The organism is Shewanella sp. MMG014, from assembly GCF_018100775.1.
In the GTDB taxonomy this organism is placed as follows: Bacteria; Pseudomonadota; Gammaproteobacteria; order Enterobacterales; family Shewanellaceae; genus Shewanella; species Shewanella japonica.
The window spans coordinates 31,207-57,077 of record NZ_JAGJDZ010000005.1 but is presented as its reverse complement, the minus strand read 5'-3'; the positions used below and the strand labels follow the sequence as shown (position 1 = coordinate 57,077).

Genomic DNA, 25,871 nt, shown 5'->3' with positions numbered 1-25,871 from the left:
TTAAAATTCTTTATTTAGCATGGCTGATATACCGTCAAGCTCAGCATCAATATCAGTAAGATCCTGAGTTAGTGCGAAATGGATAGCTTTCTCATTTTCTCGTTTGCTTTTGGCATGATCGACAGATCCCCAATCCTGGGCCAGTATTCTATCAATACGTTTAAATAAGCCTTGGCGTTTACCTAAGCCACTCAAACTCACTTCTAATTCTATTAATTTTCTTACTAAGTCCGGAGAAGCATCATGCTGTAAAGCCAATTGGTCAATAATACTCGCTTCAAGTTCACCAAAATTACTGACATCATCTTTAGGAAAAGTAATCTTATTTTCCCCATAAACAGACGCATAAATAGCAGGTAATTCATCAGCCCAATCAGGTGTTAAGGGGTCATTTCGCCATTGATAACGTATTTCATGCAGCTCATCTTCGGTGATAAGACTTGCTTCATGGCCAGCTAAATTAAGATCTTTTTCCATATTAAGCAGGTGAGCAAGCCACTCTTTTCTTAAGTGAAGAAAATAAGGTCCTTGAATAAACTCAACCTCTTTTTCTTCTTGTAAACCGTGCTTAACACTAACTTTTCCATCTCTTCGTCTATCTTGACGGTAAAGCTTCTTTACACTTGGCTCTGTTGTTGAGTGCAAAAAGTTACGAAATTTAGCCAAAGGCTCTAACCAAGTTTCACCGTTAGCAATCAAACCATCTATCGCTTTATCTTTTGTCACTACGGTGCATGTCCAGCAGCCAAAACGTGATTTACCGCAGCCGGGTGAACTGGCTGTTTCAACTAAAGGGCATTCGCCGCTAGTCGAGTTGGTGCTGTCATACAGTTCAACTAAACCAATATTACTGGTTCCCCATGGGCTTTCCCAAGGTTCCATATCTTCATATTGACCGGGAGCAATTCGTTGCCCCAAAATATGCCAAACTTCATTTACACCCCAATCTTTTATGGGGGCGTAACGACGATAACTAGGATCTGTATCGTCAAAGTAACTCTCACCAGAATGATATTTTTCAATGATTGCTTGGCGGTTTACGCTTTCAGCTGAACGAGAACCAATCATAACAATGGGACTCTCATCACCTGTAAACTGCATCTGTGCAAAGTGTTTGAATGGGTTTAATTTTATTTTTTCTGTACACCAGCGATTTAAACGTAAATTAGGGGCAGGATAACCACGTCCAAGCAAACGAGCCCAAAAAGTATCCTGAGTTTTAGGCTTAATTATCTTAGTTTCAATGGGTAAATCGAGAAGAGTAGCCGTTCTTTGTACCGCTTTTAATGTACGAAGCGTTTTACTTAGATAAGTAGGGACTTCGGCTAACGTATCGCAAAATACAACATAAACTTTATGCTTTCGCTGTTCTGGCGACAAACCTAATAAAGCAAAAAACATTAACGTCAAAATAGCGGTAGAATCCTTACCACCACTAAATGCTACAACCCAAGGTTGTTCTTCTTCAAGGTATAAGTACTGAAGTTCAGCAACTTGCTCGTTAAGCGGGCGTCCAGCAAATATTTGGTCATTAATAAAATCGAGATAACCTGATATGTCTTCATATTGGAAAAAATCATTCATATTACTTTTCAAACTCATCTTCAAGTTGTTGCTCTTGGGAAGTCAAAGCGATAGAAAGGGCCTGACGAATAATATTGGCTGTTAGCTTAATACTGGTTGTTGTCTTTGATAACCGACCATGGTGCATTGCTCTATTATCCCATACTGGATTAGCCTTGCGCCAATCGATATTACGGATAGGCTCTATTTTTTCACGCCAATCTTCAGGATGTAAACGTAAGAGTGATTGACCTACCATTCCTAGAGCTTGTAAGCCAACACCGTGTGCATTAATGAACTCTTGCCTTAACTGACTCGGTGATATGTCCTTAGCCTGTACCATCTGCCATTCAGCAATATGGTTATTAACCAATGACCAATACTCACTCGCTAAGTCTAAATCATCATCGGTAAAAGATGCTTTAGAACCTTTATTGAGTAAAATCTGAGTCGCTTGTTTAATACTACTTAAGGTAAATAATTTGGCACTTTTAAGTGCTACCGAGGATTTTTCCATCTCGGTGTAGGCCACAAAAGGCGCGATGTTTAATGCAAGGTGTCTAGCTACTGCGGCAGATGAGTCTCTAAAGTCATATAAAGAGCTAAGTGACGGGCTAGGTCTGACGGCATGTTTATTTAAGTCAGCAAACATTTGCTGGCTTCGTGTAAGACCTTCATCGACAAAAAACAGCACCGCAATATTATCTTGGCCAAGTTCTGGCCTTTCTTTGATGGCCTCTTCTATTGCTGCGCGTCTATGTTGTCCATCATTGATGAGAATTTGTGCTTCCATTGGTACGTGTAAAGTTCCTAAATCACTGCCTTCAGCAGCGGGTAAGAAGGTAACATTTTTTTCAACTGACGCCGTTAACGCCGAAAAAACATATCCTGTAGGGTTATCGACTAAGTAGCGTGTTATTTCAGGAATACGCGCTTTATTGATCGAGCGCTGTGCGCGTAACTCTGCAGGGACTTCCTCTTCATCAAATATAAAAATTTTCGGGATGATGCGCAGTGGGCAGGTCGCAATATAAAAAGGTCTATCAGCCTGTTGACCTCGAACTGCTGGGAATGAATAAAAGAAATTGCTGTCGACTTGGGTCATGTTCGCCACTTAATACGTTAATCAAATCTGATGGTACGTGATTATATACGTACCAAATTTAAAATCAACGTATAAAGGACGCTTGCTAACTTTGGTTTTAACATAATGTTTGACAAGAGATCAAGTTATATAAGTTATTGTTTTAGCGTGAATAAATATATGCTTTAATGAATAAAATTAATGACAGGGACGAGTTGTTATGACTACCCAAAGCAATCCACCAATAGATCAAATCATTTTAAATCTTGCCAATCCAACTGATGTAGTTGATTTGAGCTATAAGCAAATTTTTCAACAAGAAGCACGAAGTGAGCTTTTTAAGATCATTGCAGCACAGATTAAGCAGCAAAAAACATTAAAAAATGCTTGTGATTCTGATGAGATATTTTATGAAAGATATCATAACGCTATAACGATATGTGGTTCACGAGGTAGCGGAAAATCAACTCTGATACGTCATATCCTAACCAGCATGCATAAAGCGTCCAAGGGCACCTATGTCTCTGAACCTGACGATATAGTTAAAGTACCTGATGAGTTATCGGTATTACCTGTCATAGATCCTACTCTTATTTCATCAAAAGAACATGTACTAATAATATTGATATCTCAAATTAGAGAAAAAGTTAATGCTTCATCTAAAAGTGCTTCAGAAAAAGATATAAACGATTTTTCTAAGGCGTTAAAACAATTGGCTGGTGGGCTTTGTCAGATAGATGGTATTGGTGCTACAACTAATTATGGCGATGAATGGGAGGATAAATCTTATATTCTTGAAACTGGCCTTAACAAAGCTGCTGATGGTAGAACATTAGAAAAAAAGCTTAATGACTTTATTGAGAAGGCATTAAAGGTCGTGGATAAAAGTGCTTTTGTCGTTACATTTGATGATATTGATACGCAGTTTGAACGTGGTTGGCCTGTTTTGGAAACTGTACGTAAATATCTCACATCAATAAAATTAATTATTTTAATTTCAGGTGACATTGAGTTGTATCAAACACTGGTACGTGCAAAGCAATTTGAATCAATAGGTAAGAACGTAATTGAATATGATAGGCCTTCAGTTTCTTTTCATCGGATTGAAGATGTTCTGGCATTTGATGATGACACATTGATAAATAAGGTCAGTGATTTAGAAGAACAGTATCTTATGAAGGTCTTGAAACCTGAAAATCGAGTTCATATGTTAACCCTTCAGCAAAGGGCTCTACAACAAAAACAATTAACACAACGGACTGATGTCGGTATCCTAGTTCAATTTCATTTCGAAGAAAATCACCCTAAACCAACTATTGAAAGCTATCTTCATAAAGTTGCCGAAATTGGTTTTGGTATTTCAAAAAAAGTGGAACAACAGGCATTTTATTCTGCGATATTAAATTTACCGGCACGAACGCTAATGCAAGTTATGCATGCAACAAAATTACTCGTTGCCGTTGATTTAAATGGTGATATTATTCCTGTTTTATCAGAAGATAATAATGAAAGGAAAGAATTAAGTGCGTTTAGCGTACGTATAGTCGATTCGTTTGCTTCTACGATGAGTAGTATAGATATAAGTGCTACAGATTTGCAAATATCGCAATTTTCTATAAATAAACTGATTCAACTATTTTGGAAGTGGGGGTTAAAACAAAAAACCTGGGAAAGGTTTAATAAGTTATATCCAACCTCACCAAACCAAAATATCAACAATAGAATTATTGCTTTTTTAGCTATAGCTAATAATCATATGAAGTTTAACATAGGTAAATCATTTGAATGGATGCTGCTTACATCTTTGCCGAAGTGTATAGCACTTGATTATAAAGATATTGGTTATTCACATATAAATATAGATAACGTTTTAAACTACATGTCAATTAATGATAGTTATGTAGATGTTTTTGAGACTGTTAACAAGGCTGTTTTAGCTTCAATTAAAACTAGAAAAGGAAAGCCGGAGACCAACGGGTTATATCGAGTTCCTTATAAAGATGTGGGTTTAGATATAGAAGTCATGCTTTCAAAGTTTTATAAAAGCGCAGTGTTAAAAAACGCATATGATGCGATTAAAGTCGCAGAAAATATAAAGAGAAGTAAAACAGCATCATCAGTAAATAAGAAAAAGGCAACAAAAGATATCACTGAATTAAGAGCCAATATAAAAGATGATTTTTATTTTAGCTTTGCAGCTGAAGATAAAAGTATATTGGGAGATAAGTTTTACCAGCATCCATTATTAGGTGAGTGGCATTCAACAATGTCAGAGGTTTATAAAAGTATTGGATTACCGACAAAAAAAGTTGGTGGATTGCTTTATAATAGGTTAGATACTATAACAAAAGATTATGATCTAGGCCTTTTGTGCAATATGGCATTGATTAAAACCAGTGGTGTTGTAAAGGGCCAGGATACTGGCTTTATGTCTATAATGACTCTTTTTTCAAATATTGTGCTATTGCTGAATAGAAATATAGCAGATGAGAATGAACTTATTCGTACGCATTTACCGGAAATTATTAATAACAGTAAAATAGGTATGCCTGACTGGTCTGATTCAAGCGAAGAAGAAATTGAAGATGAGTCAGAAGCTGAAGAATTAGCATTTTCTTCAAAAGAAGATAGCTACTCTGGTTTTGCAAAACGACTAATTAAATGGTTAGAAGTGGTTAAGGATAAATGGCCATTATTACCAATATCTAGTGCATCATTGACAAATTTTTCAGATGTTTTTTATAGCTTAATGAGAGATGTCGATGCTGAAAGAGCATTAGGCTCTTTGCTACACGGGCAAATAGTAGCATTATTGCACGCAGCTTTAATGGAAGATGGGAATAGAAATAATATAACTTTAACAAATAAGTCAATTGCGAAAACAGAGAAGTATTTTTTTGAAAACTACGCTAAATATTTCAAAGTGGACAATAAAAAAAATAATCATATAAATGAAATTATGTTAAGTGATCTTAGTAAAGAGATTAGTTTGTTTACTATATTGATTTCGTGCCCTTTGATTGGCTTATTTCTTCGTAAAGAACCCAAAAATTATTCTGGAGTGCCTAAAGGTTGGAATTGGTTGGATGCTCATGCGCATTACTATTTGTCTATATGTGAACAAAGTAAAATAAACCCAAGTTCAGAAGGAGAAAGTGCTATTGTAAATAAAGAAAGCTTAGTCTCACTTTATTTAGATGACATAAAGGTTCGCGGTAAAATTGAAAATATTGATGTTGAGTTTAGTAACTTAAATCCTTTGCTTAATACTGTTCCTATAACTGGAACTGGGACTAATTACCAAAAACTTGATGTTGAAGCTAGTATAAAAAATTATAAACAAGCTGAAGAGGAAGCTAAAGCTGAAGAGGAAGCTAAAGCTGAAGAGGAAGCTAAAGCTGAAGAGGAAGCTAAAGCTGAAGAGGAAGCCAAAGCCAAAGAGTTGGACCAGCTGAACCCTATAATCGCAGATATCGTACCAGAAGATTAAAAATGATCAAAAACGGCTTTGTCGTAATTACTTACACTTAGTAAATATAGTCTATTGGAGCAAGCGTTTGCCACAAGAACTAATATGTGAAGCTTTTAGGAATCTTGAGGTGCTGCGGCTATATCGCCGCAGTTCATTATTAGAATCAAAGGATTTTAGACGGTTAATTTATCAAGGATTGAGTCGTCGAGGCGCAACTAGACCTGATCATCTAATCAAAAATAGACAAGGGCTATTGATGCGAGAAGGTGATGGTATTGGTGAACTCCTTATTAATATATTTGAGCGAGTGAACAGTAAATACCTTCATTCGACCTATTCTAGAAAACTAAATGTGGATAACGCTCTTTTTGAAGAGTGGCAAGGTATTATCACAGAAGTTCCACCGCTACTTTTTCTAAGTTTTTCAATGTATAAGCGAAATCTTCTCCCGAACTTGGTGAGTAAAATTGATCTTAAAAATTATGTTGAAAAACATATGCATGGAGAGATAGGACATAGCATCTTACCTAGCATTAGAGATAACCGGCTTGATGATGTTATCAATAGAAATAAGCTTGATGATCTGCATATACACCTTAATGGTACAACTGAAATAGAGCTACTGTGGCGTACAGCTTTAGAGAGACCTCATGCGTTTTCTCAAGCCATAAGAGGTGCTGACGATAAAAATATAGTAAAAGAGTTGTATGGATTAGAGGAACTCGATTTTACCCAAAATGAGTTACTGACAAGGCTACGTGTAGCTAAAATGTTGCGTGCTGTATTACTTGACTGTGCTATTAATAATAAAGAAGTGAATCAGCAGACTCTTGCTGATATTAATAGTCGAGCAGAATTTGAAAGCGCATCATTTTCTGATAAAGATAAAGATAAAGATAATAAAGTACAGTTTGCTCGAATAGACAGCGATTCAAATATTGAGGGTTTTACGCACCATATTGATTCAAAGTTAGTGACGCCACTGGTTAATGAATCATTATTACTGATAAAACTATTTTCTCATCTTGAAAGTGCTAAAAATGAAAACTTCGCTCATCTTTTTTACTACTATCTGCTAATAAAATGTCAGCTAATGCGTTTAGTGGTCCAGCAAACTCAGTTTTATGGCTTTGATCAATTCCAAAAGATTACAGTTAACGAAATCCGCTCCGATGTAGAAAGCGATTATGAAGCCCGCTTCTCTCAAGTGGCTAATGATTGTGCTGAAGACATTGATCGCTTGGAAGGGCGTTTTGCACCGAGTAAAAAATTGGCTGCCAATAAGGCAAGGCTTTCCTCCATATTACAAGGCTATTCTCGCTATCGGACCAGTATGTCAGATAAAGAAAAGGATAAAACCAATAGTAAGAGTCTTGTTGAATTGTTAAAGACAGACAAAAACTACACCGGGAAGTTAAAGTTAAGTTTAGTGGCTCACTTTATTAAACAGCCTGATAAACGCGCTAACAAAATAGCAACCATGTCTGAAGATGAAGTAAAACAGCACAACTTAGGCTGGTGTTGTCGACATTACCAACTTAGAAATGAAGTCGAAAAAACTCGGCGTGCATTAATGGCTTTGCAGCTGCGCTACAGTGATTTATCAGAATATCTTACAGGTTTTGATGCTGCGGCTAACGAACTAGATGCAGGCCCTGAAGTCTTTGCACCTGTCTTTAGGCGCTTAAGGCAAGATGGATACCATAACTTTACTTACCATGCCGGTGAAGATTACGTACATCTGCTTTCAGGGATCAGAACGGTAGATGAAGCGCTGCGTTTTCTTGACCTAAACCATGGTAATCGTATTGGTCATGGCACTGCCGTTGGCATTGATCCTGCCTTATGGCGCAATCGATTAGGGAAACGCGTAGTAATGAAGCAAGGCGAGCGACTTGACGACCTTGTATTTGCTTATCATATTCTAAAAAAGGCAGACTGTTCTGGTAAGGTATTGAATTTACTCCAGAGTGGTATTAGGACTCTGACAAATAAAATTTATTGTGTTGAGCCAAAACTAGATAATACCGAACAGCCTAAACAGCTATTTTCTTTTGAATACATTACACCCGAAGACTTGCATGAATCCTGGAAATTAAGATATTTAGACCCCATTTTGGTCTTCGATCTTAAATCAAAATGTCAACATAGCATCAGAACAGAAATCGTTGCCGAAATTGAAATAATCAAAGAACTGAAACGTAGCAAGCCAAGAGCCTTTAATTTGTTAGAAAGATACCATGGGATTCATGATGTTAACTTTATTCGTAAATATAATAAGCTAATTGAAGTCGATATCGATACATGTCCTATCGAGCAAGTTATTGATAAAAATGTTTTACGTATCTTACAAAAGTCTGTTTTGCGAAAAATTTCAAAGAAACAGATGGCTATAGAGTCATTGCCGACCAGTAATCTCAGGATCAGCTTTTACGAGAACTACTCTGAACATCACATTTTTAATTGGTTAGGTGTTGGTGATGAAGAGGGAATGGAAGTACCCGTGGTGCTAGGCTCTGACGACCCAGGCATATTCTCCACTAATCTACGCAATGAATATGCCCATGTGTTGATAGAGCTGGATAAGCGATTAGCTCCAATGGAAGCCATTGCTAAGCTTGAGCAAATTGTTAAGAACGGCAAAATTTGGCGTTTTGATAATTAACCGATAATTAAGGAAAAATAAAAATTGAGTAATAATAGCCATCCGCAATGGGCTGATTTTCAAAATGAAACTGACTATGAGAAACGACATTTTGAATTCGATGCTTATTGTAAAAGCTACGAAAAATGGTATCTAACTAAAAGCCAAACCTGCCGAAAACTTGCTGTTGAGGGATTATTTTGGGCATTGAGTGCGCTTGTTTTACATTTAGCTGTTATAAATTATTTTTTCGATTTACGTAATAGCAGTGAAAACTACATATCTTGGTTTTTGTTTTTAATTCCCATACCCTTAATCATCATTAACCTATTTTATGATGGTGTTGGTTTAACCCTTGATAAAATAAAAATCAGAATCTTAATAAAACTAATTTCAGTTGTTATTATGCTTACTCCTTTTCTAGTGGATTATGTTGGGATGGGCTTTGAGGGGGTGTTGCTGCCCCTTGTTGGTTTGGGGCTTGGGGTATCAATACTATGTTATCTTTTGAATCGCCTAAATGGTTATACAAGAGCCTGGTCTCGGTATAGAACTGCTGGATACCAAGCTAATTTAGCCTATGCTCGTTATAAATCTGACCATTTATCAGAGAATGATGCTCATATTAGATTACTAGAAATTATTGAACAAGAAGTGGTCTCAAGGCATAAAGATATCGTCGAAGATTTTCATTTTTTTGGTGATAAAGTGAATGGATTTATTCCAAATAAGTAGAGACGAATATGATAATTTCCGATGCTGCCAAGATCGCACTACAACATCTTGGAAGACCTGCAAAAGCTGATGAAATCCATAAAACCATTTTGTTGCTTAAGTTGATGACAGAGGCAGAGGTGAGTACCTCTGAAGGAGTCAGAGTAAAAATTGAAATATTATGTGAAAACTCAAATAGGACAGATAAACCTAGTAGTGGATTTTATTTTACAAGAGTTAGCCCTGCTACTTATGACTTGCTTGACGAGTTCAAAAAGAAGGCCACTATTTCGCCTCAGATACTTGCTGTGATCTCTAGAAAAAGAAGACTAAACCGTTAGTAGAAATGGATAGTATTTGGCAGTTTATATAAGTGAAGCAGAAATTATTAATTAAAGGATATGGTTCATAGCTTATCCGATTTTAAAATCACAAAGCCCAGCATTAGCTGGGCTTTGTGTATTTGAACAAAAGTAAATCTAATTACTCAACGTTTTGAATTTGCTCTCTCATTTGTTCAATCAATACTTTAAGCTCTACCGCTGCGGCAGTGACTTCTGCGCTGATTGATTTAGACGCTAGGGTGTTAGATTCGCGGTTAAACTCTTGCATCATGAAATCTAAACGGCGGCCTTGTGCGCCACCTTTTTTAAGGATTAAGCGCGTTTCAGCAACGTGTGCGTCAAGGCGATCCATTTCTTCTGCAACATCCATTTTTTGTGCAAGTAATACCATTTCTTGTTCCATACGGGCAGGATCAAGTTCGCCGGTGATTTCTGCTAAACGGTTGGTTAGCTTGTCACGTTGCCATTGCATCACGGCTGGCATGTGTTCACGCACGATTGCCACTTGCTCAACAATTTGGTCTAGGCGAGTTTGCAGCATAGTGTTGATAGCTTCACCTTCACGACCACGGGCTTCGATAAATTGTGCCACTGCGCCATCAAACGCAACCAGTAGGTCTTTGTTGATATCGCCCATGTCTTGCTCTGCGCCCGACATCACACCAGGCCAGCGTAGTATGTCTGCTAAGTTAAGCTCACCGTGGCTTGATTCTTTCTTTAACCAATCTGCAGCGTTCAGCAGTTGTTTGGCTAAGTCTTGGTTTAGGCGCATTTCACTGCTGCCAGACTCTGATAATTCGTAACGTAGGTTTACTTCTACTTTGCCGCGGTTTAAACGTTTACGTAGGCGGTCACGTAATACGGGTTCAAGGCTACGCATTTGTTCTGGTAAACGTAGGTAGGTTTCCAAGTAACGTTGGTTGACTGAGCGGAGTTCCCAAGAGGCAGTGCCCCATTCGGCTTTGTGCTCAATGCGAGCGTAGGCGGTCATACTTTGGATCATGTTTGAACCCTAATTAAGTTAGCGGCAATTGTATTGTGTCGATTATAGTCTGCTAGCAGTGAAGGTCAAAGTATACAAAAGCTTATGGGGCGGGTTTTACATTAATATGCAACTTACGCCGACTTTTTAGGTCATATTGGCTACATATGTGCGAGCGAATGGATTTATTATGGCTGCTTGTTACTGGTAATTAGCGTGTTGTTGGCAATGAGCATCGAATTACACGATTGAATTGTTTATAGTAAGCCTACATCTGCTGCTTGTGCCTGATAGGTTTAGCTGTTTTATTATTTTGGAGTAGTCAATTGGACCATTTTGTGTGGAATCTCGACCCCGTGTTAATTTCTTTTATGGGTCTTAAAGTACATTGGTATGGTGCGTTGTTTGCCTTGGCCATTGCGAGTGGGTTTCAGGTGATGAAGCGCATGTATAAAAAAGAAGGTTTAGATGTCGAGTCGCTCGATAACCTACTGATGTATTGCGTGTTCGGCATAATTGTTGGCGCACGTTTAGCGCACTGTTTTTTTTACGATCCGAGTTACTACTTTGCCAACCCGATGAAAATATTAGCCATTTGGGAAGGTGGATTAGCCAGCCATGGCGGCGGGCTTGGGGCGATTTTAGCGCTGTATTATTACAAGCGTAAAACCGATATGCCGTTTTTGTTTTTGTTAGACAGACTGGCTATTGCGACTGCAATATTTGGCTTTTTTGTGCGTATGGCCAATTTTGCCAATTCAGAAATATTAGGCTTACCGACCACTAAACCTTGGGGCATTATTTTTGAGCGAGTGGATATGCTGCCGCGTCACCCTGCGCAGCTATACGAAGCGATTAGTTATTTAGTTATCTTTATTACGCTATATGCGGTGTACAAGTTTACTAACCTCAAAGAAAAGCACGGTGTGATTTTTGGCTTGTTCTTGTGCAGTGTGTTCAGTGCGCGTTGGGCCATCGAAATGGTGAAAGTGAAGCAAGCAGCTTATGCCACTGAATGGACCATGAGTGCAGGGCAGTTATTGAGTGTACCGTTTTTAATTGTTGGCGTTGCATTGCTTATTTTACCGTTTGTGAGAAAACAAAAGTAAGCCAATGATGTGTTAAAACTGTTTTATCAAAATTGATTAATAATAGGCTGTGACTTAATAAAGTCGCGGCCTTTTTTATGCAGGTGATTAACGGAACGTTTGAATATCGACAGTTTCACCTTGCTCAAGTTTTTTAATGCCTGCGGTAATGGCGGCATTTACCGGTGTACTGACATTCACTTGTTGACCAAGCTTTACCACTGCGCCATTAAGGTAGTCGATTTCAGTTTGGCGTTTGGCTTGAATGTCTTCCCACATCGATGAGCGGGCTTTGGGGTCTATGTCTAGCATTTGCTTAGCAACGAGGTTAAACAGCCAATCGGGCAATGAGAGTATTAATGGCAACCATGCGGGTTTTACTTTAGTAAATTGCGCTAACGGCAGCTTGGCTTGCTGGCACACGGTTAACCACTCTTTCATTGCAAGGCTGAGTAATTTGCGGGTGCGGCGTTGACCGAGCTGTTCTTTTATGGGCACATCAGTAATGGCGTTGAGCGCATTATTAAGGTTAAGCAGCAACTTGCCATGAATAACAGGTGCCATGTCATCAACGAGAGTGCATTCGCTTTGCTGGATCTCATGCATCGCTTGTTGTATGGCTGTAGTGTGTTGAGAACGGGCAAAGGTAAATTGGCCTTCGGTGCCTTTATGAAACGTGGCATTGGCCTGTTGCAGTACGTTAAACGGGGTAATGCCTTGGCTGACGTGACGATGTGTTAATTGCGGCAATACTTGCTCGAGACTGCCTAAGCCATTTTGCATAAAAATAATGCTGCTTTGGCGGTGGCTTATTTGTCGCAATTGTTCGGTAACGGATGCTAGCTGGTGGCATTTTAAGGTGACAAAAATAACGTCAAATACGGGCGTTGGGTTAACTGCATCTTGCAAGGGGCTATTTGGGTCAGTATCTCGATTTGTATCTAGGTCGGTAATTAACGCCGTGGGCATCACTTTTTGATGCAAACCCTGGTAACTGGTGATACCTTGGTTTTCAATAATGCTGCGCTTAATTCGCTCGCGGCAAATGAGGCTGACATCCAGCTTTGCCATCAGTAATTCGCCTGCTAGGTAGCAGCCTGTAGAGCCAGCTCCAAATATGGCAATTTTCATTATTTCCCTTAACCTTTACGCAGAATCCTAACCCAGTGTGCCTTTTTGTTAATAAAAATCCAATTAGGGTTTTGTTTAGCGTGGCATCCGTGCAAACAAGTCACTATAATGTGCAGCCAAATGTGCATGAAAATAGATGCACACTGTCTAGAAATCGATTTTGCTTTTTCTAGGTAGCAATTAGATACAGAATTTGTCATCGATTCCACACAATAGGAAATTCATATGCGTCCAAGCGACAGAACACCTGCACAATCTCGTCCAGTTACGATTACTCGTCAATTTACAGCTCACGCTGAAGGTTCGGTGTTGGTTGAATTTGGTGACACTAAAGTTTTGTGTACCGCAAGCTTTGAAGAAGGCGTACCACGCTTTCTTAAAGGTCAAGGCCAAGGTTGGGTAACCGCTGAATACGGTATGTTACCGCGTTCAACTCATAGCCGCATGCAACGTGAAGCTGCCCGTGGCAAGCAATCAGGCCGTACTCAAGAAATCCAACGCTTAATCGGTCGTTCATTACGTGCAGCTGTTGATATGAAAGCGTTAGGCGAAAACACGATTGTTATCGATTGTGACGTGATTCAAGCTGACGGTGGTACTCGTACCGCTGCAATTACTGGTGCATGTGTTGCACTTGTTGATGCATTAAACTGGGCGCGTGGTAAAGGCATTTTAAAAACTAACCCGCTTAAGTTTTTAATTGCAGCTGTTAGTGTTGGCATTTACAAAGGTGAGCCAATCTGCGATTTAGAATATATCGAAGATAGCGCAGCTGAAACTGACATGAACGTTGTGATGACTGAAACTGGCAAGATGATTGAAATCCAAGGCACTGCCGAAGGTGAGCCGTTCAGCCACGAAGAGTTATTAAGCTTACTTGAGCTTGCGAAGCACGGCATTCGCGAAATTGTCGATACGCAAAAAGCAGCATTAAGCTAAAACGTATTTGATTAAGGGGCTCTGTTAATAAGAGCCCCTTTTTTTAAGCTTTATTTAGGCTTAGTCGTCATTAAATAAAAATAGATAACAGTGTTAAGGAGATAATGTGAAAGCATATCAACGTGAGTTTATTGAATTCGCTCTTGAGCGTCAGGTATTACGCTTTGGTGAGTTCACCTTAAAATCAGGCCGTACTAGCCCTTACTTTTTTAATGCGGGTTTATTTAATACGGGTCGTGATTTAGCACGTTTAGGTCGTTTTTATGCTGCTGCATTGGTTGATTCTGGTATTGACTACGATTTAGTGTTTGGTCCTGCTTACAAAGGTATCCCGATTGCGACAACGACGGTTGTAGCGCTTTGCGATCACCATGATAAAGATGCGCCTTACTGCTTTAACCGTAAAGAGAAAAAAGATCATGGTGAAGGTGGCTCGTTAGTGGGTAGCGAGCTTGCAGGTAAAGTGATGTTAGTGGATGACGTGATCACAGCGGGTACAGCTATTCGTGAGTCGATGGAAATCATCGCAGCCCACGATGCAAGCTTAGCAGGTGTGTTAATCGCACTTGATAGACAAGAAAAAGGCAAGGGTGAGTTATCAGCGATTCAAGAAGTTGAACGTGACTTTGGCTGCGCTATCGTATCTATTATTAAGCTAGGTGATTTAATTAATTACTTATCTGAAAAACCAGGAATGGAAAAAGAGTTAGCGTCAGTGAGCGCTTACCGTGAGCAATACGGTATTTAATCCATCTTCGTTAAAAACAAAAGCCAGACTTGATGTCTGGCTTTTTTGTATTTGTTTTGCTGTGAGCAGGGTTAATGATTGCTAACTAACACTTAGACTGGTGTAAAAACTCAGCACGGGTTGCTGGGTTTGATTTAAAAATCCCGCCTAATGCCGTGGTGGTTGTTGAACTGGTGGAGTCCATCACGCCGCGAGATTTAACGCAGTAATGTACTGCATCCATTTTAACGGCCACATCTTTAGTTTCGAGCAGCGTTTGCAGTGCAACTAAGACTTGCTGGGTCAGTCTTTCTTGTACTTGTGGGCGCTGGGCAAAAAAGCGCACGATGCGGTTTATTTTTGATAAACCGATAATTTTAGTGCGAGGCAAATAGGCGACAGTGGCATAGCCATCAATGGTCACTAAGTGATGCTCACAAGTGCTGGTAAGGCTTATGTCTTGCACCCGAACCATTTCATCAACGCCCATCTTATTGTCGATGACAGTGATTTTAGGGAAGTTCTCATAATCAAGCCCTGAGAAAATCTCATCAACATACATTTTAGCAATGCGGCGAGGCGTATCCATTAAGCTGTCATCTGATAAGTCTAACGCCATTAGCGTTAACACTTCTTTCATGTGATGCTCAATTTTTTCTTTACGCGCTTCTGGAGTATGAGTTTGCGGCAGCATCGGGGTTTCTAACCCTTGCTCAGTCAGTGCTGTTTTGACCTTTATTGCAGCTTCACTTAATGCCATCTTATCCTCCAACCACAGGGGTAATGCGTACTACTGAGTGTATGTTATTAACCGTGATACTGCTGCAAATGCCGTATCACGAGGGAGGGGGATAATAACGTGATTTGAAGCAAATTAATATTACTGACATAAAAAAAGCCGACCTTTTTAGTCGGGTATAGCACGAGCTAGAGCAAATATGACTTATTTTTTACTGGCTTATGATTTTGTAATGAATAAAAGCCAATAAAAAACGCACCGAAGTGCGTTTACATTATTCTACTTTGAAGGCTGATTTAGCTGCGTAACAACTGCTGCTGAACAAATTGCCATTGCTCATCAAAGTGCTCGGTAGGTTTTTGTTTAAATTCACTACGAACAAATTGGGCGATTCTGCCTTCGGCGATAGCTAATAATAAGTTAGCTAAAATGGCTTCATCTAAATTAAAGCCATGGCCTTCACGTAAGGTTTTTTCACGCAGTATTTGCTTAATTTGGGTTTCAATTTTGGCAAATAAACCACTGATGCGGCTGCGTAGACGCTCGTTCTCGCCCAGTAATGCGTCGCCATTGAGTACCCGTGAAATACCTGGGTTACGCTCAGAGAAGACCAGTAATAGCTGTAAGACGAGTTCACAGCGTTTCATGGTGTCTTTCTCTTCATCCATAATCAGGTTTAAACGAGACAGAATTGCGTCTTCAATAAACTCAATTAAGCCTTCAAACATTCTTGCTTTACTTGGGAAGTGGCGATAAAGCGCCGCTTCAGAAACACCAACTTCAGCTGCCAATTTAGCAGTGGTAATACGTTGGCCAGGGCTGGTTTCCAGCATGTGCGCGAGACACTGTAAAATGTGCTCACGACGATTTATTTTTGGGCTAGCCGCCATTTGTTATTCCTAGGCTTGTGACTACTTGTAAAGGTTATTTGGTACCTGAGTGACCAAATCCGCCTTCACCACGATCTGAGGTATCAAACTCATCGACTAAGGTAAATTGTGCTTGAACAACAGGAACAAACACCAGTTGTGCTAAACGATCACCTATTTCTAATGTAAAAGGCTCATCGCTACGATTCCAGCAAGACACCATTAATGGTCCTTGGTAATCAGAGTCAATTAAGCCGACTAAGTTACCTAACACAATGCCGTGTTTATGCCCCAAACCTGAGCGAGGCAAAATCACTGCCGCAAGACTTGGATCGGCAACGTGTACTGCAATCCCTGTGGGGATTAACACTGTTTTACCTGGCTCAATGACCATGGTGGTATCGATCATGGCGCGCAAGTCCATACCAGCACTGCCTGGTGTGGCATAGTTTGGTAGTGGAAACTCGCTGCCTATGCGGGAGTCGAGTAACTTTAATTCTACAGGTGTCTTCATGATGTTTTTATTTTTGTTGCTATTAAAGTAAGTAATTGTTTTGCTAGGGTCAGTTTATCGGTTGCTGGCAGCTGTTGACTACCGTCCTGCCAAAAAACATGTAATGCATTGGCGTCAGCATTAAAACCAAGCCCAGCGATTGATACGTCGTTTGCGGCAATTAAGTCCAACTTTTTTCGCTCAAGCTTGCCACGGGCGTATTCTTCTACGTTATCGGTCTCAGCAGCAAAACCTACAGTGAAAGGACGATTTTTTAATGCGGCTACATTGGCAAGAATGTCTGGATTACGGGTCATCTCAAGCTGCATATTCTCAGCTGATTTTTTGATTTTTGATTCTGCTACTTCAGCAATGCGGTAATCTGCGACAGCAGCACAGCCTATAAAGATATCCTGACCATCAACATGCTCCATAACAGCATCAAGCATGTTTTGGGCTGATTCAACATCAATACGGTTGACATGACTTGGGGTCGCTAAATTGACTGGCCCGGACACTAAGGTGACTTCAGCGCCCATCTGTGTCGCCGCTGTGGCCAATGCGAAGCCCATTTTGCCTGAACTATGGTTAGAAATATAACGCACTGGGTCAATCGCTTCTCGAGTTGGGCCTGCTGTAAGGAGTAGTTTGACTCCAGCTAATGGTTTAGGGCCAAAGAAATTGATGAGCTGCTCAGCAATGGCTAACGGCTCCATCATCCGACCAGGACCCACTTCGCCACAGGCTTGGTCGCCACTCGCTGGCCCCCATACTGTGATGCCTTTGCGAGCAATATTGGCAAGGTTTTCTTGAGTGGCTTGATTACGATACATTTGCTGGTTCATGGCTGGACACACTATCACTGGCGCTTCTGTGGCTAAACAAGTGGTCGTTAGCAATTCATCTGCCATGCCAGCATTAATGCGGGCAATCAGGTTTGCTGTTGCTGGCGCTACGATGACTACATCAGCCCAACGAGCTAATTCAATATGCCCCATTGCAGCTTCAGCTGCGGGATCCAGTAAGTCAGAAGCAACAGGGTGACCTGATAAAGCTTGAATGGTTAACGGGGTGATAAATTCCATGGCGCTTTGGCTCATGACCACACGAACATCTGCGCCACGTTCTTTGAGGCGACGAATTAAGTCAGCACTTTTATACGCGGCTATGCCACCACCGATACCCAAAAGGACTTTTTTATTTGTCAGCATGTTTACTCAATCCTGCTATCCAGTTCATTGGCGCTACAATATCACAATCAACCTAAATGGTGACGATCCGAAATTAAAATTTTCGTCCATACTCTATGGTTATGTTGGCAGTGATGCGTTAGCTAACAGAAATATTGACTGAATTTGATTTAAGCAATAAACAAGGGAGTGTTTATGGCAATAAAAGATTGGCCAGAAGGAGAAGGCCCACGAGATAAGTTACTTCATCATGGGGCAGGGCACTTATCAGATGCAGAATTATTGGCTGTATTATTGCGAAATGGGTTAGCAGGCCATAATGCAGTGGATTTGGCTCGAGGAATGATCACAGAATTTGGCGGATTACGGGCTTTATTTTCAGCATCACAGTCTCAAGTGTGTCAATTAGCGGGTGTTGGGCCGGTAAAATTTGCTCAAATGCAGGCTGCATCGGAGATTTCGAAGCGAATTTTTCAAGAAAATATGCATCGAGGACAAATTTTAATAAATCCTGATTTAACTCGGGACTATTTAATGAGACAATTAGCAGACCGATCCTATGAAGTGTTCGCATTATTATTGTTGGATAGCCAACATAGAGTGATTCAGTTTGTAGAATTATTCCGCGGAACGATTAATTCGGCATCAGTATATCCACGTGAAGTGGTGGCGTTGGTGCTGGAGAAAAAGGCTGCGGCAGTCATAGTGTGTCATAATCACCCGTCTGGCATTGCAGAGCCAAGTCAGGCAGATCGGCAAATTACTGACAGATTAAAAAAAGCCCTCTCTACTATCGATGTTTCTCTATTAGATCATATGGTTGTAGGTGATCAGCAGATAATATCCTTTGCTGAACGTGGGTGGATATTTTAAACAACACTTGATCTTAGTTTTGTTATCGTGTATAAAATGCGCCCTCTTTGTGCCTCGGGCGACGGCCACACGAGGCACATAAATGCTCGAGCGTTTTAAAATTGTTTTTGGAGAAGATTGACATGTCAAGAGTATGCCAAGTAACTGGCAAGAAGCCGATGGTTGGTAACAACCGTTCGCACGCTAAAAATTCGACTCGTCGTCGTTTTTTACCTAACCTACAAAACCACCGTTTTTGGTTAGAAGAAGAAAAACGCTTCGTGCAACTACGTGTATCTACTAAAGGTATCCGTATCATCGATAAAAAAGGTATTGAAGTTGTAGTTAAAGAACTTCGTGCCCGCGGCGAGAAGGTATAATAGAAAATGGCTAAATCTAAAGGTAATCGTGAGAAGATCAAATTAGTATCTAGTGCTAAAACTGGTCACTTCTACACTACTGAAAAAAATAAGCGTAACATGCCTGAAAAAATGGAAATCAAAAAATTTGATCCAGTTATTCGTCAGCACGTTATCTACAAAGAAGCTAAAATCAAGTAATTGATTTTTCCTCCTTTTAAAAGCCCCTTTTTAGGGGCTTTTTTTTGGCCTTTTTTCAGCCCCACCTATGTCATTCCAACTCTCTTATCCATTTTTAAGTAGCAATATATCTTTACAGTGCTTTGTGCTGATTATTTAGTGTGAGTATTAAACTTGTCATCTTGGCTGATTAGGCTGCGTATGACTGAGTGCTTACCTGTATATTGGCCAACTATTTAACAAACCATGGCAAAAGGGTCGCTTTAATTAAGTGATTGGCTAGCTGATATTTTATCGAATACTAACGTGATACCGCTTTTGAGACTTTTTTTGAATAGTTAAATACTAAAAAGCGCTAAATATCCCAATAAAAGTCTTTCAAAGTGAATTTAAATGCAATAATATTGATTAATTATATTGGTGTTCTATTTGGAATAGACACTGAATACCGTTAAGTTTATTTGTTAGGGGTTAATGTGCCTTTAAGAACCACAGAACTTGTTGATGGATTCCGTCACTCAGCGCCATATGTCAATGTGCATCGTGGCAAAACCTTCGTTGTGATGCTTGGTGGCGAAGCACTGTTACATAATCAATTTAGAGGCATTCTCAATGATGTCGCCTTGTTGCACTCTTTAGGGATTAAAGTCGTGCTAGTTTATGGTGCCCGCCCTCAAATTGACGCGGCATTGCATGATGCGAACATCGAGCCTACGTATCACAATGGTGTGCGTATAACCGACGAAGACTCGCTTAAAGTAATTAAGCAAGTTGCCGGTGCTGTGCAATTTGATATTACCGCGCGCTTATCGATGAGCTTGGGTAATACACCGATGCAAAATGCGCAAATCAACTTAGTGAGCGGCAATTTTGTTATTGCACAGCCATTAGGTATTGATGATGGCGTTGATTTTTGTCTGACCGGTAAAGTGCGCCGTATTGATACCCAAGGGTTAGAGCGTCAATTAAACAATAATTGTATTGTGCTCATGGGCCCTATGGCGGTGTCAGTGACTGGTGAGTGTTTTAATTTAACGGCTGAAGAGGTTGCCACCCAAGTGGCGATAAAGTTAAAGGCAGATAAGATCATTGGCTTTAGTAATACTCACGGGATTTTAGATGAGTCAGGCGAGGTGATTGCCGAGCTGATGCCAAATGGTGCACAAGCTATTTGGGATGACATGAATCAAGCTGGCGAAGCCTGTGTTGGTACTATGGCCTTCTTAAAAGCCAGTATTGATGCGTGTCGTAATGGCGTGCCACGTTGTCATTTAGTGAGTTACCTTGAAGATGGCACCTTGTTGCAAGAGTTATTCTCTCGTGAAGGTATTGGTACCCAGATTGTGACCGAAAGTGCCGAACGATTACGTCGGGCAAACATTGGCGATATCGGTGGTATCTTAGATTTAATTAGACCACTAGAAGAGCAAGGGATACTGGTTAGACGCTCTCGTGAGCAACTGGAAATGGAAATCGAACAGTTTATGCTGATTGAGCGTGACAGTCTGGTGATTGGTTGTGCAGCACTGTATCCATTTGAAGAAGATAATGCCGGTGAGTTTGCTTGTTTAGTCGTGCATCCCGATTACCGTGATGCCGACAGAGGTAGCGTGCTATTGAATAACATTATTGGTCAAGCCAGAGTCAGAGGCTATTCACGGCTATTTGCCTTAACGACTCGCAGTATTCATTGGTTTTTAGAGCATGGCTTTAATATTGTTGAGGTTGATGCGCTGCCGAATGTCAAAAAGCAGCTATATAATTTTCAACGTAAATCAAAAATATTGGCTCTAGATTTATAAGGTATATTTATAACACTAGATTTGAACATTAATGTTGAATACGTGATTGTTTGATACTTACTGAAATGCCACAACATGTTAAGCCATGGGGTGGCATTTTTGTTATGCTCGCAAAATATTGCATTATTCCAATCACATGCTCTATTAAGTCGGGCGCTTAATAAAAACGAATTTTAGGTATAGAAAATCAATGAATATAGAACTGGCAGGGCTAACAGCGAATGGTTTAGCTAATTTCATCGGCGTTATGATGGGCTTATTGCTGCTCACGTTACTTTTAAAACTGAAAAAGATGCCAAGCATGGCCGTTTACGCAAGCTTAGGGATAATTATTGCGGTGTTTGGTTTGTTTTCTATTACCTTGTATCAAACGCAACATGCGGGGTTATCGGTCGAGAAAAGTCATCAGGTGACACTGACTATTCCACTCTACGGACAAGTATTTCAGCAAGATGAATTAGTTTGGCAGCAAGCCAGAGTGATTAATCTTATTGAGGCGCCGCAATATATGCCTACAAGACGAACGAATGGTCTTGGCTTGTCAGGTTACTCATTAGGATGGTTTACGCTGCAAAACGGCGATAAGGCGTTAGTATCAGTGACTACAAACGAGAATGTCTTGTTGTTACCCACTGAAAAGGGGTATTCGTTGTTGTTATCGTTAGAAAACCCGCAAGCAGCAATGACAAAAATGACTGCTTGGCAGGATTAAGTCAATTGGCTGTTAGCTTTGCTTTAAACGACGGCGTCGTTGTAGTGCCATATCGGTAGTAAAGACCACTAAAGCACTCCAAATAAACCCAAAGGTGATGCCCTTTTCAATATCGAATGGTTCCTTGTATAAAAATATTGCCAAAATAAACATGATACTGGGACCGATATACTGAAAGAATCCCAACATCGATAGCGGAATGCGCATGGCTGCACCAGCAAAGCACAATAATGGCACTGTAGTGACAATACCTGCTGCAATCAGTGTGAGGTTCATTGTCATATCATTAGTCAGCATATTCGCGCTGGCTGTGTCTAACGTGAGCGCTAAATAGCCGAGTGCGATAGGGAGCAAAATAGCGGTTTCAACTAATAAGCCTGTTTTAGCGTCGATATTGACCTTTTTACGCAGTAAACCATAAAAGCCAAAAGAAGCTGCTAATGCCAGGGATACTAAAGGTATTGAGCCGAATGAAATGAGCTGAATCAAAACGCCAATACTGGCTAGCGCCACTGCAGCCCACTGCAATTTGCGTAACCGCTCAGATAAAAAGACCATTCCCAATAGCACATTAAATAATGGATTAATGAAGTAGCCTAAGCTGGCATCAAGCATTTGATCGTTATTAATGGCCCAAATAAATATTAACCAATTAGCAGCAATGAGCACCGAGGTGAGTGCTAACACCAATAGCTGTTTGGGCTTTTTCAGCAAGGTCGTTAAGCGAGAGAAACCGCCCAAAAACTGCATTAAAATGATAATGAAAATAAATGACCACACGACACGGTGCGCTAAAGTTTCCAGCGCAGAAACGTCACTCAGTAACTTGAAATAAAGCGGTGCAATTCCCCATAGACAGTAGGCACAAATGGCAAGGGCTACGCCTTTACGATGTTCAAGATCTTGCATGGGAATCCAGTATGAAGCGATAAAGAAGGCGATTGTAGGTGGCTTACGGTAATCTCTCAAGTAATTCGCGAAATCATTTTACGTATATTGAATATACAAAAACTTTACAGTTGCCAAATAGACATTGATGTTCAATTGAATTATTCGCATCTGGCTACTCAACCATCATATCAGCCAACCATATAAGTTCCCGTGCCAAATGCGATATGAGTACCTTGTTCATTATGCAGCTCCATTCGGCACACTGAAACACGATTACCTGAACGGATCACACATCCTGTAGCGGTAAATATTTCTCCTCGGCCAGGGCGAAGGTAATCGACGCGCATATCAATTGTACCGAGCGTAGTGAGCCGTTGTTCTAACGCTTCAATGGTCCAATCTTCTCGGCTTGAAACTAAGCCTGCAAAACAGGTTAATCCACCGACAACATCGAGCAGTGTGGCAGTCACTCCACCATGTAATATGTGTTGATGAATATTGCCAATGAGTTCGGGTTTCATCTTAATCACCACTTCAACACCGTTGATATCGTAACGCTTGATTTCTAATCCGAGTAGATTATGAAAAGGAACATGCTTATCAAAAATATCAGCCACTTGTTGTAATACTTTACGTTGAACGTCCGTGGTCATAGTTGGCCTTTAGTTAGCAAGTCATGCTGAAATACATGAACATGATGAGATAGAGTATTTAATCTAACTTAATTAGCTTTATAAAATCAATGGTGCATATTTGAGCAGTTGAGGTTAACTATTGCGCATTGATTCGAGACATATGCACAGCAGTGCTTTAAAATGGCGCTTCTTATCTTCAGCTCAAAAGATGGACAATCATATCTCAGGTTCAGTAGAAGCACAGCCGCAGCAGATTTCAGTTCCCACTCCAACATTGGAGCAGGACGCACTCGGCTACCATTTACAACAGATATTTGGTTATCGTGACTTCAGAGAAGGTCAGCGTGAGATTATTGAGCAAACGTTAAACGGCCAAGACACATTAGTTATCATGCCCACAGGTGGCGGTAAAAGTATGTGTTATCAGCTGCCAGCTTTATTACTGCCAGGGTTGACAGTAGTGGTGTCACCTTTGATTTCTTTGATGAAAGATCAAGTGGACAGCTTAACTCAATCTGGTGTTGCGGCAGCTTATTTGAACTCATCCTTACCTCGTGAAGAAACGGTGGCAATACTACGTCGTTTACATCAAGGTGAAATTAAGCTGCTATATGTATCGCCAGAGCGCTTACTTCGTCCTGACTTTATTGAACGATTACATGAATTACAGGTATCTCTGTTTGCCATTGATGAAGCGCATTGCATCAGTCAATGGGGCCATGATTTTAGACCTGAATATGCCGCCCTTGGTCAGCTAAAACAGATATTTCCATACATTCCACTGATGGCGTTAACAGCTACAGCTGATCAAGCAACTCGTGAGAGTATTTGCCAGCGGCTTCATATCACGCCATTTTGCTTATTATCTAGCTTTGACCGACCTAATATCCGTTACACTGTGGTCGAAAAGCTCAATGCGGCTAACCAGCTAAAGCAGTTTTTACAACTGCAAAAAGGCAGTAATGGCATTATCTACTGCAGTAGTCGACGCCGTGTTGATGAGGTTGCTGATCGCCTAAAGCTGCAGGGCTTCAGCGCTGCTGCGTACCATGCGGGTATGACACAAGAAGAACGTGTTGATATTCAAGATAAATTTTTAAAAGATAAAATTGATATCGTAGTGGCAACTGTTGCCTTTGGTATGGGGATTAATAAATCCAATGTCCGCTTTGTTGTGCATTACGATATTCCGAAAAGCGTGGAGTCTTACTACCAAGAAACAGGCCGAGCAGGACGAGATGGCTTAGATGCTGAAGCTTATATGTTATTTGACCCTGCTGATATTGGGCGCGTGAAGCATTTAATTGAGCAATCTGAGCCAGGTCCGCAACAAGATGTGGAGTTCCATAAAATGAATACCATGGCGGCGTTTGCTGAAGCGCAAACATGCCGCCGTCAGGTATTACTGCATTACTTTGATGAAAGTGCTGATAAGCCTTGTGGTAACTGCGATGTCTGTATTGACCCGCCTAAAAAGTATGATGGCAGTGAAGATGCTAAAAAAGTTTTGTCTTGTATCTTTAGACTAAACCAGCATTTTGGGGTGAATCAGGTCATTGACGTGTTACGTGGCTCAAAAGCGGCCAATGTGATGGATCGTGGCCATAATAAGTTATCCACTTGGGGAATCGGCAAGGAGCAAAGCCATGAGTATTGGTTGTCGGTTACACGTCAACTCATTCACCTTGGTCTGGCTTCACAAGATATTACCCGTGGTTCATCTGTTAAGCTCAACGAATCAGCAAGAGCCGTGTTAAAAGGCGAGGTGACATTGCAACTTGCAGAGCCTCGTATTCAATTAGTGACCACTAAACGTCGCAGTAGCGCCTCTCGTGCGCCGCAGCAATACGACAGAAAGCTCTTCGCACGCCTGAAATTACTACGAAGAGAGCTGGCCGAAGAGCATGACGTTCCGCCATATTTAGTATTCAATGACGCAACATTAGCAGAAATGGCGGCAATGGTACCCACGAGCGCCGGAGAAATGTTAGCGGTGAATGGTGTTGGTGAGCGTAAGTTAAGCCGATTTGGTAATGCCTTTTTGGATGAAATAAGCCAATACTTAATCGAAAGCTAGTTAATCGTTGGTACAAGGCTTATTGCGTTATCATCAAGGATGTTAGCGAGCCGTTTTAAAGCTAGGTAATGAAAGCGTTATGGTTCTTCACCTCCTCACTTCTTCAATTCTCGTTTGTCGTTAATTTTAGCTCTCTTATATTTCACTAGCTTGATTTCATCATTCTCGTTATGACCTTCCTTTGTGTGCAAGCGCTTTGATTAGGTTATCGCGCAAACATGACTAACAAGTGTTTTTAATCACGAACGATCTATTTCATTCAGTTACTATGCTAGTTCCATATTCAATGTTTACTGGCTGCGTATTGATTCGCATGGCTGATATAACGAAAATGGCTTAATCACTTCAAAAAAATTATGCACTTTTTTATTGGTGATGATACTT

23 protein-coding genes are annotated in these 25,871 nt (G+C 40.5%); 13 read left to right on the top strand and 10 right to left on the bottom strand.

What is annotated here, in order from left to right; genetic code table 11:
• Both dndC and dndB read right to left on the bottom strand, forming a co-directional pair.
• Window positions 1-1,584, bottom strand: coding sequence for a DNA phosphorothioation system sulfurtransferase DndC (dndC, locus tag J8L86_RS09465; RefSeq protein ID WP_211030022.1), 1,584 nt, complete (start codon window positions 1,582-1,584; stop codon window positions 1-3).
• A gap of 1 nt (window position 1,585) precedes the next feature.
• Entirely contained in the window at window positions 1,586-2,668 is a 1,083-nt protein-coding gene (gene dndB, locus J8L86_RS09460) for a DNA sulfur modification protein DndB (RefSeq protein WP_211030021.1), read from the bottom strand.
• A 199-nt stretch (window positions 2,669-2,867) separates the two neighbouring features.
• On the opposite strand from dndB, the gene J8L86_RS09455 reads away from it, so the two are divergent.
• The 4 genes from J8L86_RS09455 to J8L86_RS09440 all read left to right on the top strand — a co-directional run bounded on the left by J8L86_RS09455 (window position 2,868) and on the right by J8L86_RS09440 (window position 9,818).
• Window positions 2,868-6,137: a hypothetical protein gene (locus tag J8L86_RS09455; RefSeq protein ID WP_211030019.1), complete on the top strand. Its 3,270-nt coding sequence runs from the start codon at window positions 2,868-2,870 to the stop codon at window positions 6,135-6,137.
• Window positions 6,138-6,204: 67 nt separating this feature from the next.
• Window positions 6,205-8,784 carry a hypothetical protein gene (locus tag J8L86_RS09450; RefSeq protein WP_211030017.1) on the top strand — a complete coding sequence of 860 codons (2,580 nt, stop codon included), beginning with the start codon at window positions 6,205-6,207 and terminating at the stop codon, window positions 8,782-8,784.
• Between the two features lie 24 nt (window positions 8,785-8,808).
• Window positions 8,809-9,498, top strand: coding sequence for a hypothetical protein (locus J8L86_RS09445; protein WP_211030015.1), 690 nt, complete (start codon window positions 8,809-8,811; stop codon window positions 9,496-9,498).
• A gap of 8 nt (window positions 9,499-9,506) precedes the next feature.
• A complete protein-coding gene (locus tag J8L86_RS09440; protein WP_211030013.1) occupies window positions 9,507-9,818 on the top strand; it encodes a hypothetical protein in 312 nt (103 codons plus the stop codon).
• A gap of 142 nt (window positions 9,819-9,960) precedes the next feature.
• Here J8L86_RS09440 and J8L86_RS09435 read toward each other — a convergent pair whose 3' ends face one another.
• Window positions 9,961-10,824: a YicC/YloC family endoribonuclease gene (locus J8L86_RS09435; RefSeq protein ID WP_211030011.1), complete on the bottom strand. Its 864-nt coding sequence runs from the start codon at window positions 10,822-10,824 to the stop codon at window positions 9,961-9,963.
• A gap of 305 nt (window positions 10,825-11,129) precedes the next feature.
• On the opposite strand from J8L86_RS09435, the gene lgt reads away from it, so the two are divergent.
• Complete coding sequence (lgt, locus tag J8L86_RS09430) at window positions 11,130-11,912, top strand: prolipoprotein diacylglyceryl transferase (protein ID WP_211030009.1); 783 nt, start codon at window positions 11,130-11,132, stop codon at window positions 11,910-11,912.
• 87 nt (window positions 11,913-11,999) lie between these two features.
• On the opposite strand, the gene J8L86_RS09425 is transcribed toward lgt, so the two are convergent.
• The gene (locus J8L86_RS09425) at window positions 12,000-13,022 is read right to left on the bottom strand and encodes a 2-dehydropantoate 2-reductase (RefSeq protein ID WP_211030007.1); all 1,023 of its coding nucleotides are present in this window, start codon (window positions 13,020-13,022) and stop codon (window positions 12,000-12,002) included.
• A gap of 225 nt (window positions 13,023-13,247) precedes the next feature.
• On the opposite strand from J8L86_RS09425, the gene rph reads away from it, so the two are divergent.
• Window positions 13,248-13,961: a ribonuclease PH gene (gene rph / locus J8L86_RS09420; RefSeq protein WP_055025233.1), complete on the top strand. Its 714-nt coding sequence runs from the start codon at window positions 13,248-13,250 to the stop codon at window positions 13,959-13,961.
• 106 nt (window positions 13,962-14,067) lie between these two features.
• Window positions 14,068-14,709 (top strand): orotate phosphoribosyltransferase, encoded by a 642-nt coding sequence (gene pyrE / locus J8L86_RS09415; RefSeq protein ID WP_211030005.1) that lies wholly within the window; start codon window positions 14,068-14,070, stop codon window positions 14,707-14,709.
• An 85-nt stretch (window positions 14,710-14,794) separates the two neighbouring features.
• On the opposite strand, the gene folE is transcribed toward pyrE, so the two are convergent.
• From folE to coaBC, 4 genes are all read right to left on the bottom strand, one after another.
• Window positions 14,795-15,448, bottom strand: coding sequence for a GTP cyclohydrolase I FolE (folE, locus tag J8L86_RS09410; RefSeq protein WP_055025231.1), 654 nt, complete (start codon window positions 15,446-15,448; stop codon window positions 14,795-14,797).
• Window positions 15,449-15,723: 275 nt separating this feature from the next.
• Window positions 15,724-16,317, bottom strand: a complete 594-nt coding sequence (gene slmA / locus J8L86_RS09405; RefSeq protein WP_055025229.1) for a nucleoid occlusion factor SlmA — start codon at window positions 16,315-16,317, stop codon at window positions 15,724-15,726.
• 34 nt (window positions 16,318-16,351) lie between these two features.
• Entirely contained in the window at window positions 16,352-16,810 is a 459-nt protein-coding gene (gene dut / locus J8L86_RS09400) for a dUTP diphosphatase (protein ID WP_055025228.1), read from the bottom strand.
• Window positions 16,807-18,000 carry a bifunctional phosphopantothenoylcysteine decarboxylase/phosphopantothenate--cysteine ligase CoaBC gene (gene coaBC, locus J8L86_RS09395; protein ID WP_211030003.1) on the bottom strand — a complete coding sequence of 398 codons (1,194 nt, stop codon included), beginning with the start codon at window positions 17,998-18,000 and terminating at the stop codon, window positions 16,807-16,809. The genes dut and coaBC overlap by 4 nt, the downstream gene beginning before the upstream one ends.
• A gap of 174 nt (window positions 18,001-18,174) precedes the next feature.
• Here coaBC and radC point away from each other — a divergent pair, with 174 nt between their 5' ends.
• The 5 genes from radC to J8L86_RS09370 all read left to right on the top strand — a co-directional run bounded on the left by radC (window position 18,175) and on the right by J8L86_RS09370 (window position 21,884).
• Complete coding sequence (gene radC, locus J8L86_RS09390; protein WP_055025226.1) at window positions 18,175-18,852, top strand: DNA repair protein RadC; 678 nt, start codon at window positions 18,175-18,177, stop codon at window positions 18,850-18,852.
• 122 nt (window positions 18,853-18,974) lie between these two features.
• Entirely contained in the window at window positions 18,975-19,211 is a 237-nt protein-coding gene (gene rpmB / locus J8L86_RS09385; protein ID WP_055025225.1) for a 50S ribosomal protein L28, read from the top strand.
• A 6-nt stretch (window positions 19,212-19,217) separates the two neighbouring features.
• Window positions 19,218-19,391 carry a 50S ribosomal protein L33 gene (gene rpmG, locus J8L86_RS09380; RefSeq protein WP_055025224.1) on the top strand — a complete coding sequence of 58 codons (174 nt, stop codon included), beginning with the start codon at window positions 19,218-19,220 and terminating at the stop codon, window positions 19,389-19,391.
• Between the two features lie 455 nt (window positions 19,392-19,846).
• Entirely contained in the window at window positions 19,847-21,172 is a 1,326-nt protein-coding gene (gene argA, locus J8L86_RS09375) for an amino-acid N-acetyltransferase (protein WP_065110094.1), read from the top strand.
• Between the two features lie 190 nt (window positions 21,173-21,362).
• Window positions 21,363-21,884, top strand: a complete 522-nt coding sequence (locus tag J8L86_RS09370) for a PH domain-containing protein (RefSeq protein WP_065110093.1) — start codon at window positions 21,363-21,365, stop codon at window positions 21,882-21,884.
• Between the two features lie 12 nt (window positions 21,885-21,896).
• On the opposite strand, the gene rarD is transcribed toward J8L86_RS09370, so the two are convergent.
• Window positions 21,897-22,793 carry an EamA family transporter RarD gene (gene rarD / locus J8L86_RS09365; RefSeq protein ID WP_211030001.1) on the bottom strand — a complete coding sequence of 299 codons (897 nt, stop codon included), beginning with the start codon at window positions 22,791-22,793 and terminating at the stop codon, window positions 21,897-21,899.
• A 170-nt stretch (window positions 22,794-22,963) separates the two neighbouring features.
• Complete coding sequence (locus J8L86_RS09360) at window positions 22,964-23,428, bottom strand: thioesterase family protein (protein ID WP_211029999.1); 465 nt, start codon at window positions 23,426-23,428, stop codon at window positions 22,964-22,966.
• 190 nt (window positions 23,429-23,618) lie between these two features.
• On the opposite strand from J8L86_RS09360, the gene recQ reads away from it, so the two are divergent.
• Window positions 23,619-25,487, top strand: a complete 1,869-nt coding sequence (recQ, locus tag J8L86_RS09355; protein ID WP_082972455.1) for a DNA helicase RecQ — start codon at window positions 23,619-23,621, stop codon at window positions 25,485-25,487.
• Window positions 25,488-25,871: the final 384 nt, after the last annotated feature.

Excerpts from the sequence above, each read along its gene's own strand:
- dndC (WP_211030022.1), bottom strand. The coding sequence starts at position 1,584 with ATGAATGATTTTTTCCAATATGAAGACATATCAGGTTATCTCGATTTT.
- dndB (WP_211030021.1), bottom strand. The coding sequence starts at position 2,668 with ATGACCCAAGTCGACAGCAATTTCTTTTATTCATTCCCAGCAGTTCGA.
- J8L86_RS09455 (WP_211030019.1), top strand. The coding sequence starts at position 2,868 with ATGACTACCCAAAGCAATCCACCAATAGATCAAATCATTTTAAATCTT.
- J8L86_RS09440 (WP_211030013.1), top strand. The coding sequence starts at position 9,507 with ATGATAATTTCCGATGCTGCCAAGATCGCACTACAACATCTTGGAAGA.
- J8L86_RS09435 (WP_211030011.1), bottom strand. The coding sequence starts at position 10,824 with ATGATCCAAAGTATGACCGCCTACGCTCGCATTGAGCACAAAGCCGAA.
- J8L86_RS09425 (WP_211030007.1), bottom strand. The coding sequence starts at position 13,022 with ATGAAAATTGCCATATTTGGAGCTGGCTCTACAGGCTGCTACCTAGCA.
- rph (WP_055025233.1), top strand. The coding sequence starts at position 13,248 with ATGCGTCCAAGCGACAGAACACCTGCACAATCTCGTCCAGTTACGATT.
- folE (WP_055025231.1), bottom strand. The coding sequence starts at position 15,448 with ATGGCATTAAGTGAAGCTGCAATAAAGGTCAAAACAGCACTGACTGAG.
- slmA (WP_055025229.1), bottom strand. The coding sequence starts at position 16,317 with ATGGCGGCTAGCCCAAAAATAAATCGTCGTGAGCACATTTTACAGTGT.
- dut (WP_055025228.1), bottom strand. The coding sequence starts at position 16,810 with ATGAAGACACCTGTAGAATTAAAGTTACTCGACTCCCGCATAGGCAGC.
- coaBC (WP_211030003.1), bottom strand. The coding sequence starts at position 18,000 with ATGCTGACAAATAAAAAAGTCCTTTTGGGTATCGGTGGTGGCATAGCC.
- radC (WP_055025226.1), top strand. The coding sequence starts at position 18,175 with ATGGCAATAAAAGATTGGCCAGAAGGAGAAGGCCCACGAGATAAGTTA.
- rpmB (WP_055025225.1), top strand. The coding sequence starts at position 18,975 with ATGTCAAGAGTATGCCAAGTAACTGGCAAGAAGCCGATGGTTGGTAAC.
- rpmG (WP_055025224.1), top strand. The coding sequence starts at position 19,218 with ATGGCTAAATCTAAAGGTAATCGTGAGAAGATCAAATTAGTATCTAGT.
- J8L86_RS09370 (WP_065110093.1), top strand. The coding sequence starts at position 21,363 with ATGAATATAGAACTGGCAGGGCTAACAGCGAATGGTTTAGCTAATTTC.
- rarD (WP_211030001.1), bottom strand. The coding sequence starts at position 22,793 with ATGCAAGATCTTGAACATCGTAAAGGCGTAGCCCTTGCCATTTGTGCC.
- J8L86_RS09360 (WP_211029999.1), bottom strand. The coding sequence starts at position 23,428 with ATGACCACGGACGTTCAACGTAAAGTATTACAACAAGTGGCTGATATT.
- recQ (WP_082972455.1), top strand. The coding sequence starts at position 23,619 with ATGGACAATCATATCTCAGGTTCAGTAGAAGCACAGCCGCAGCAGATT.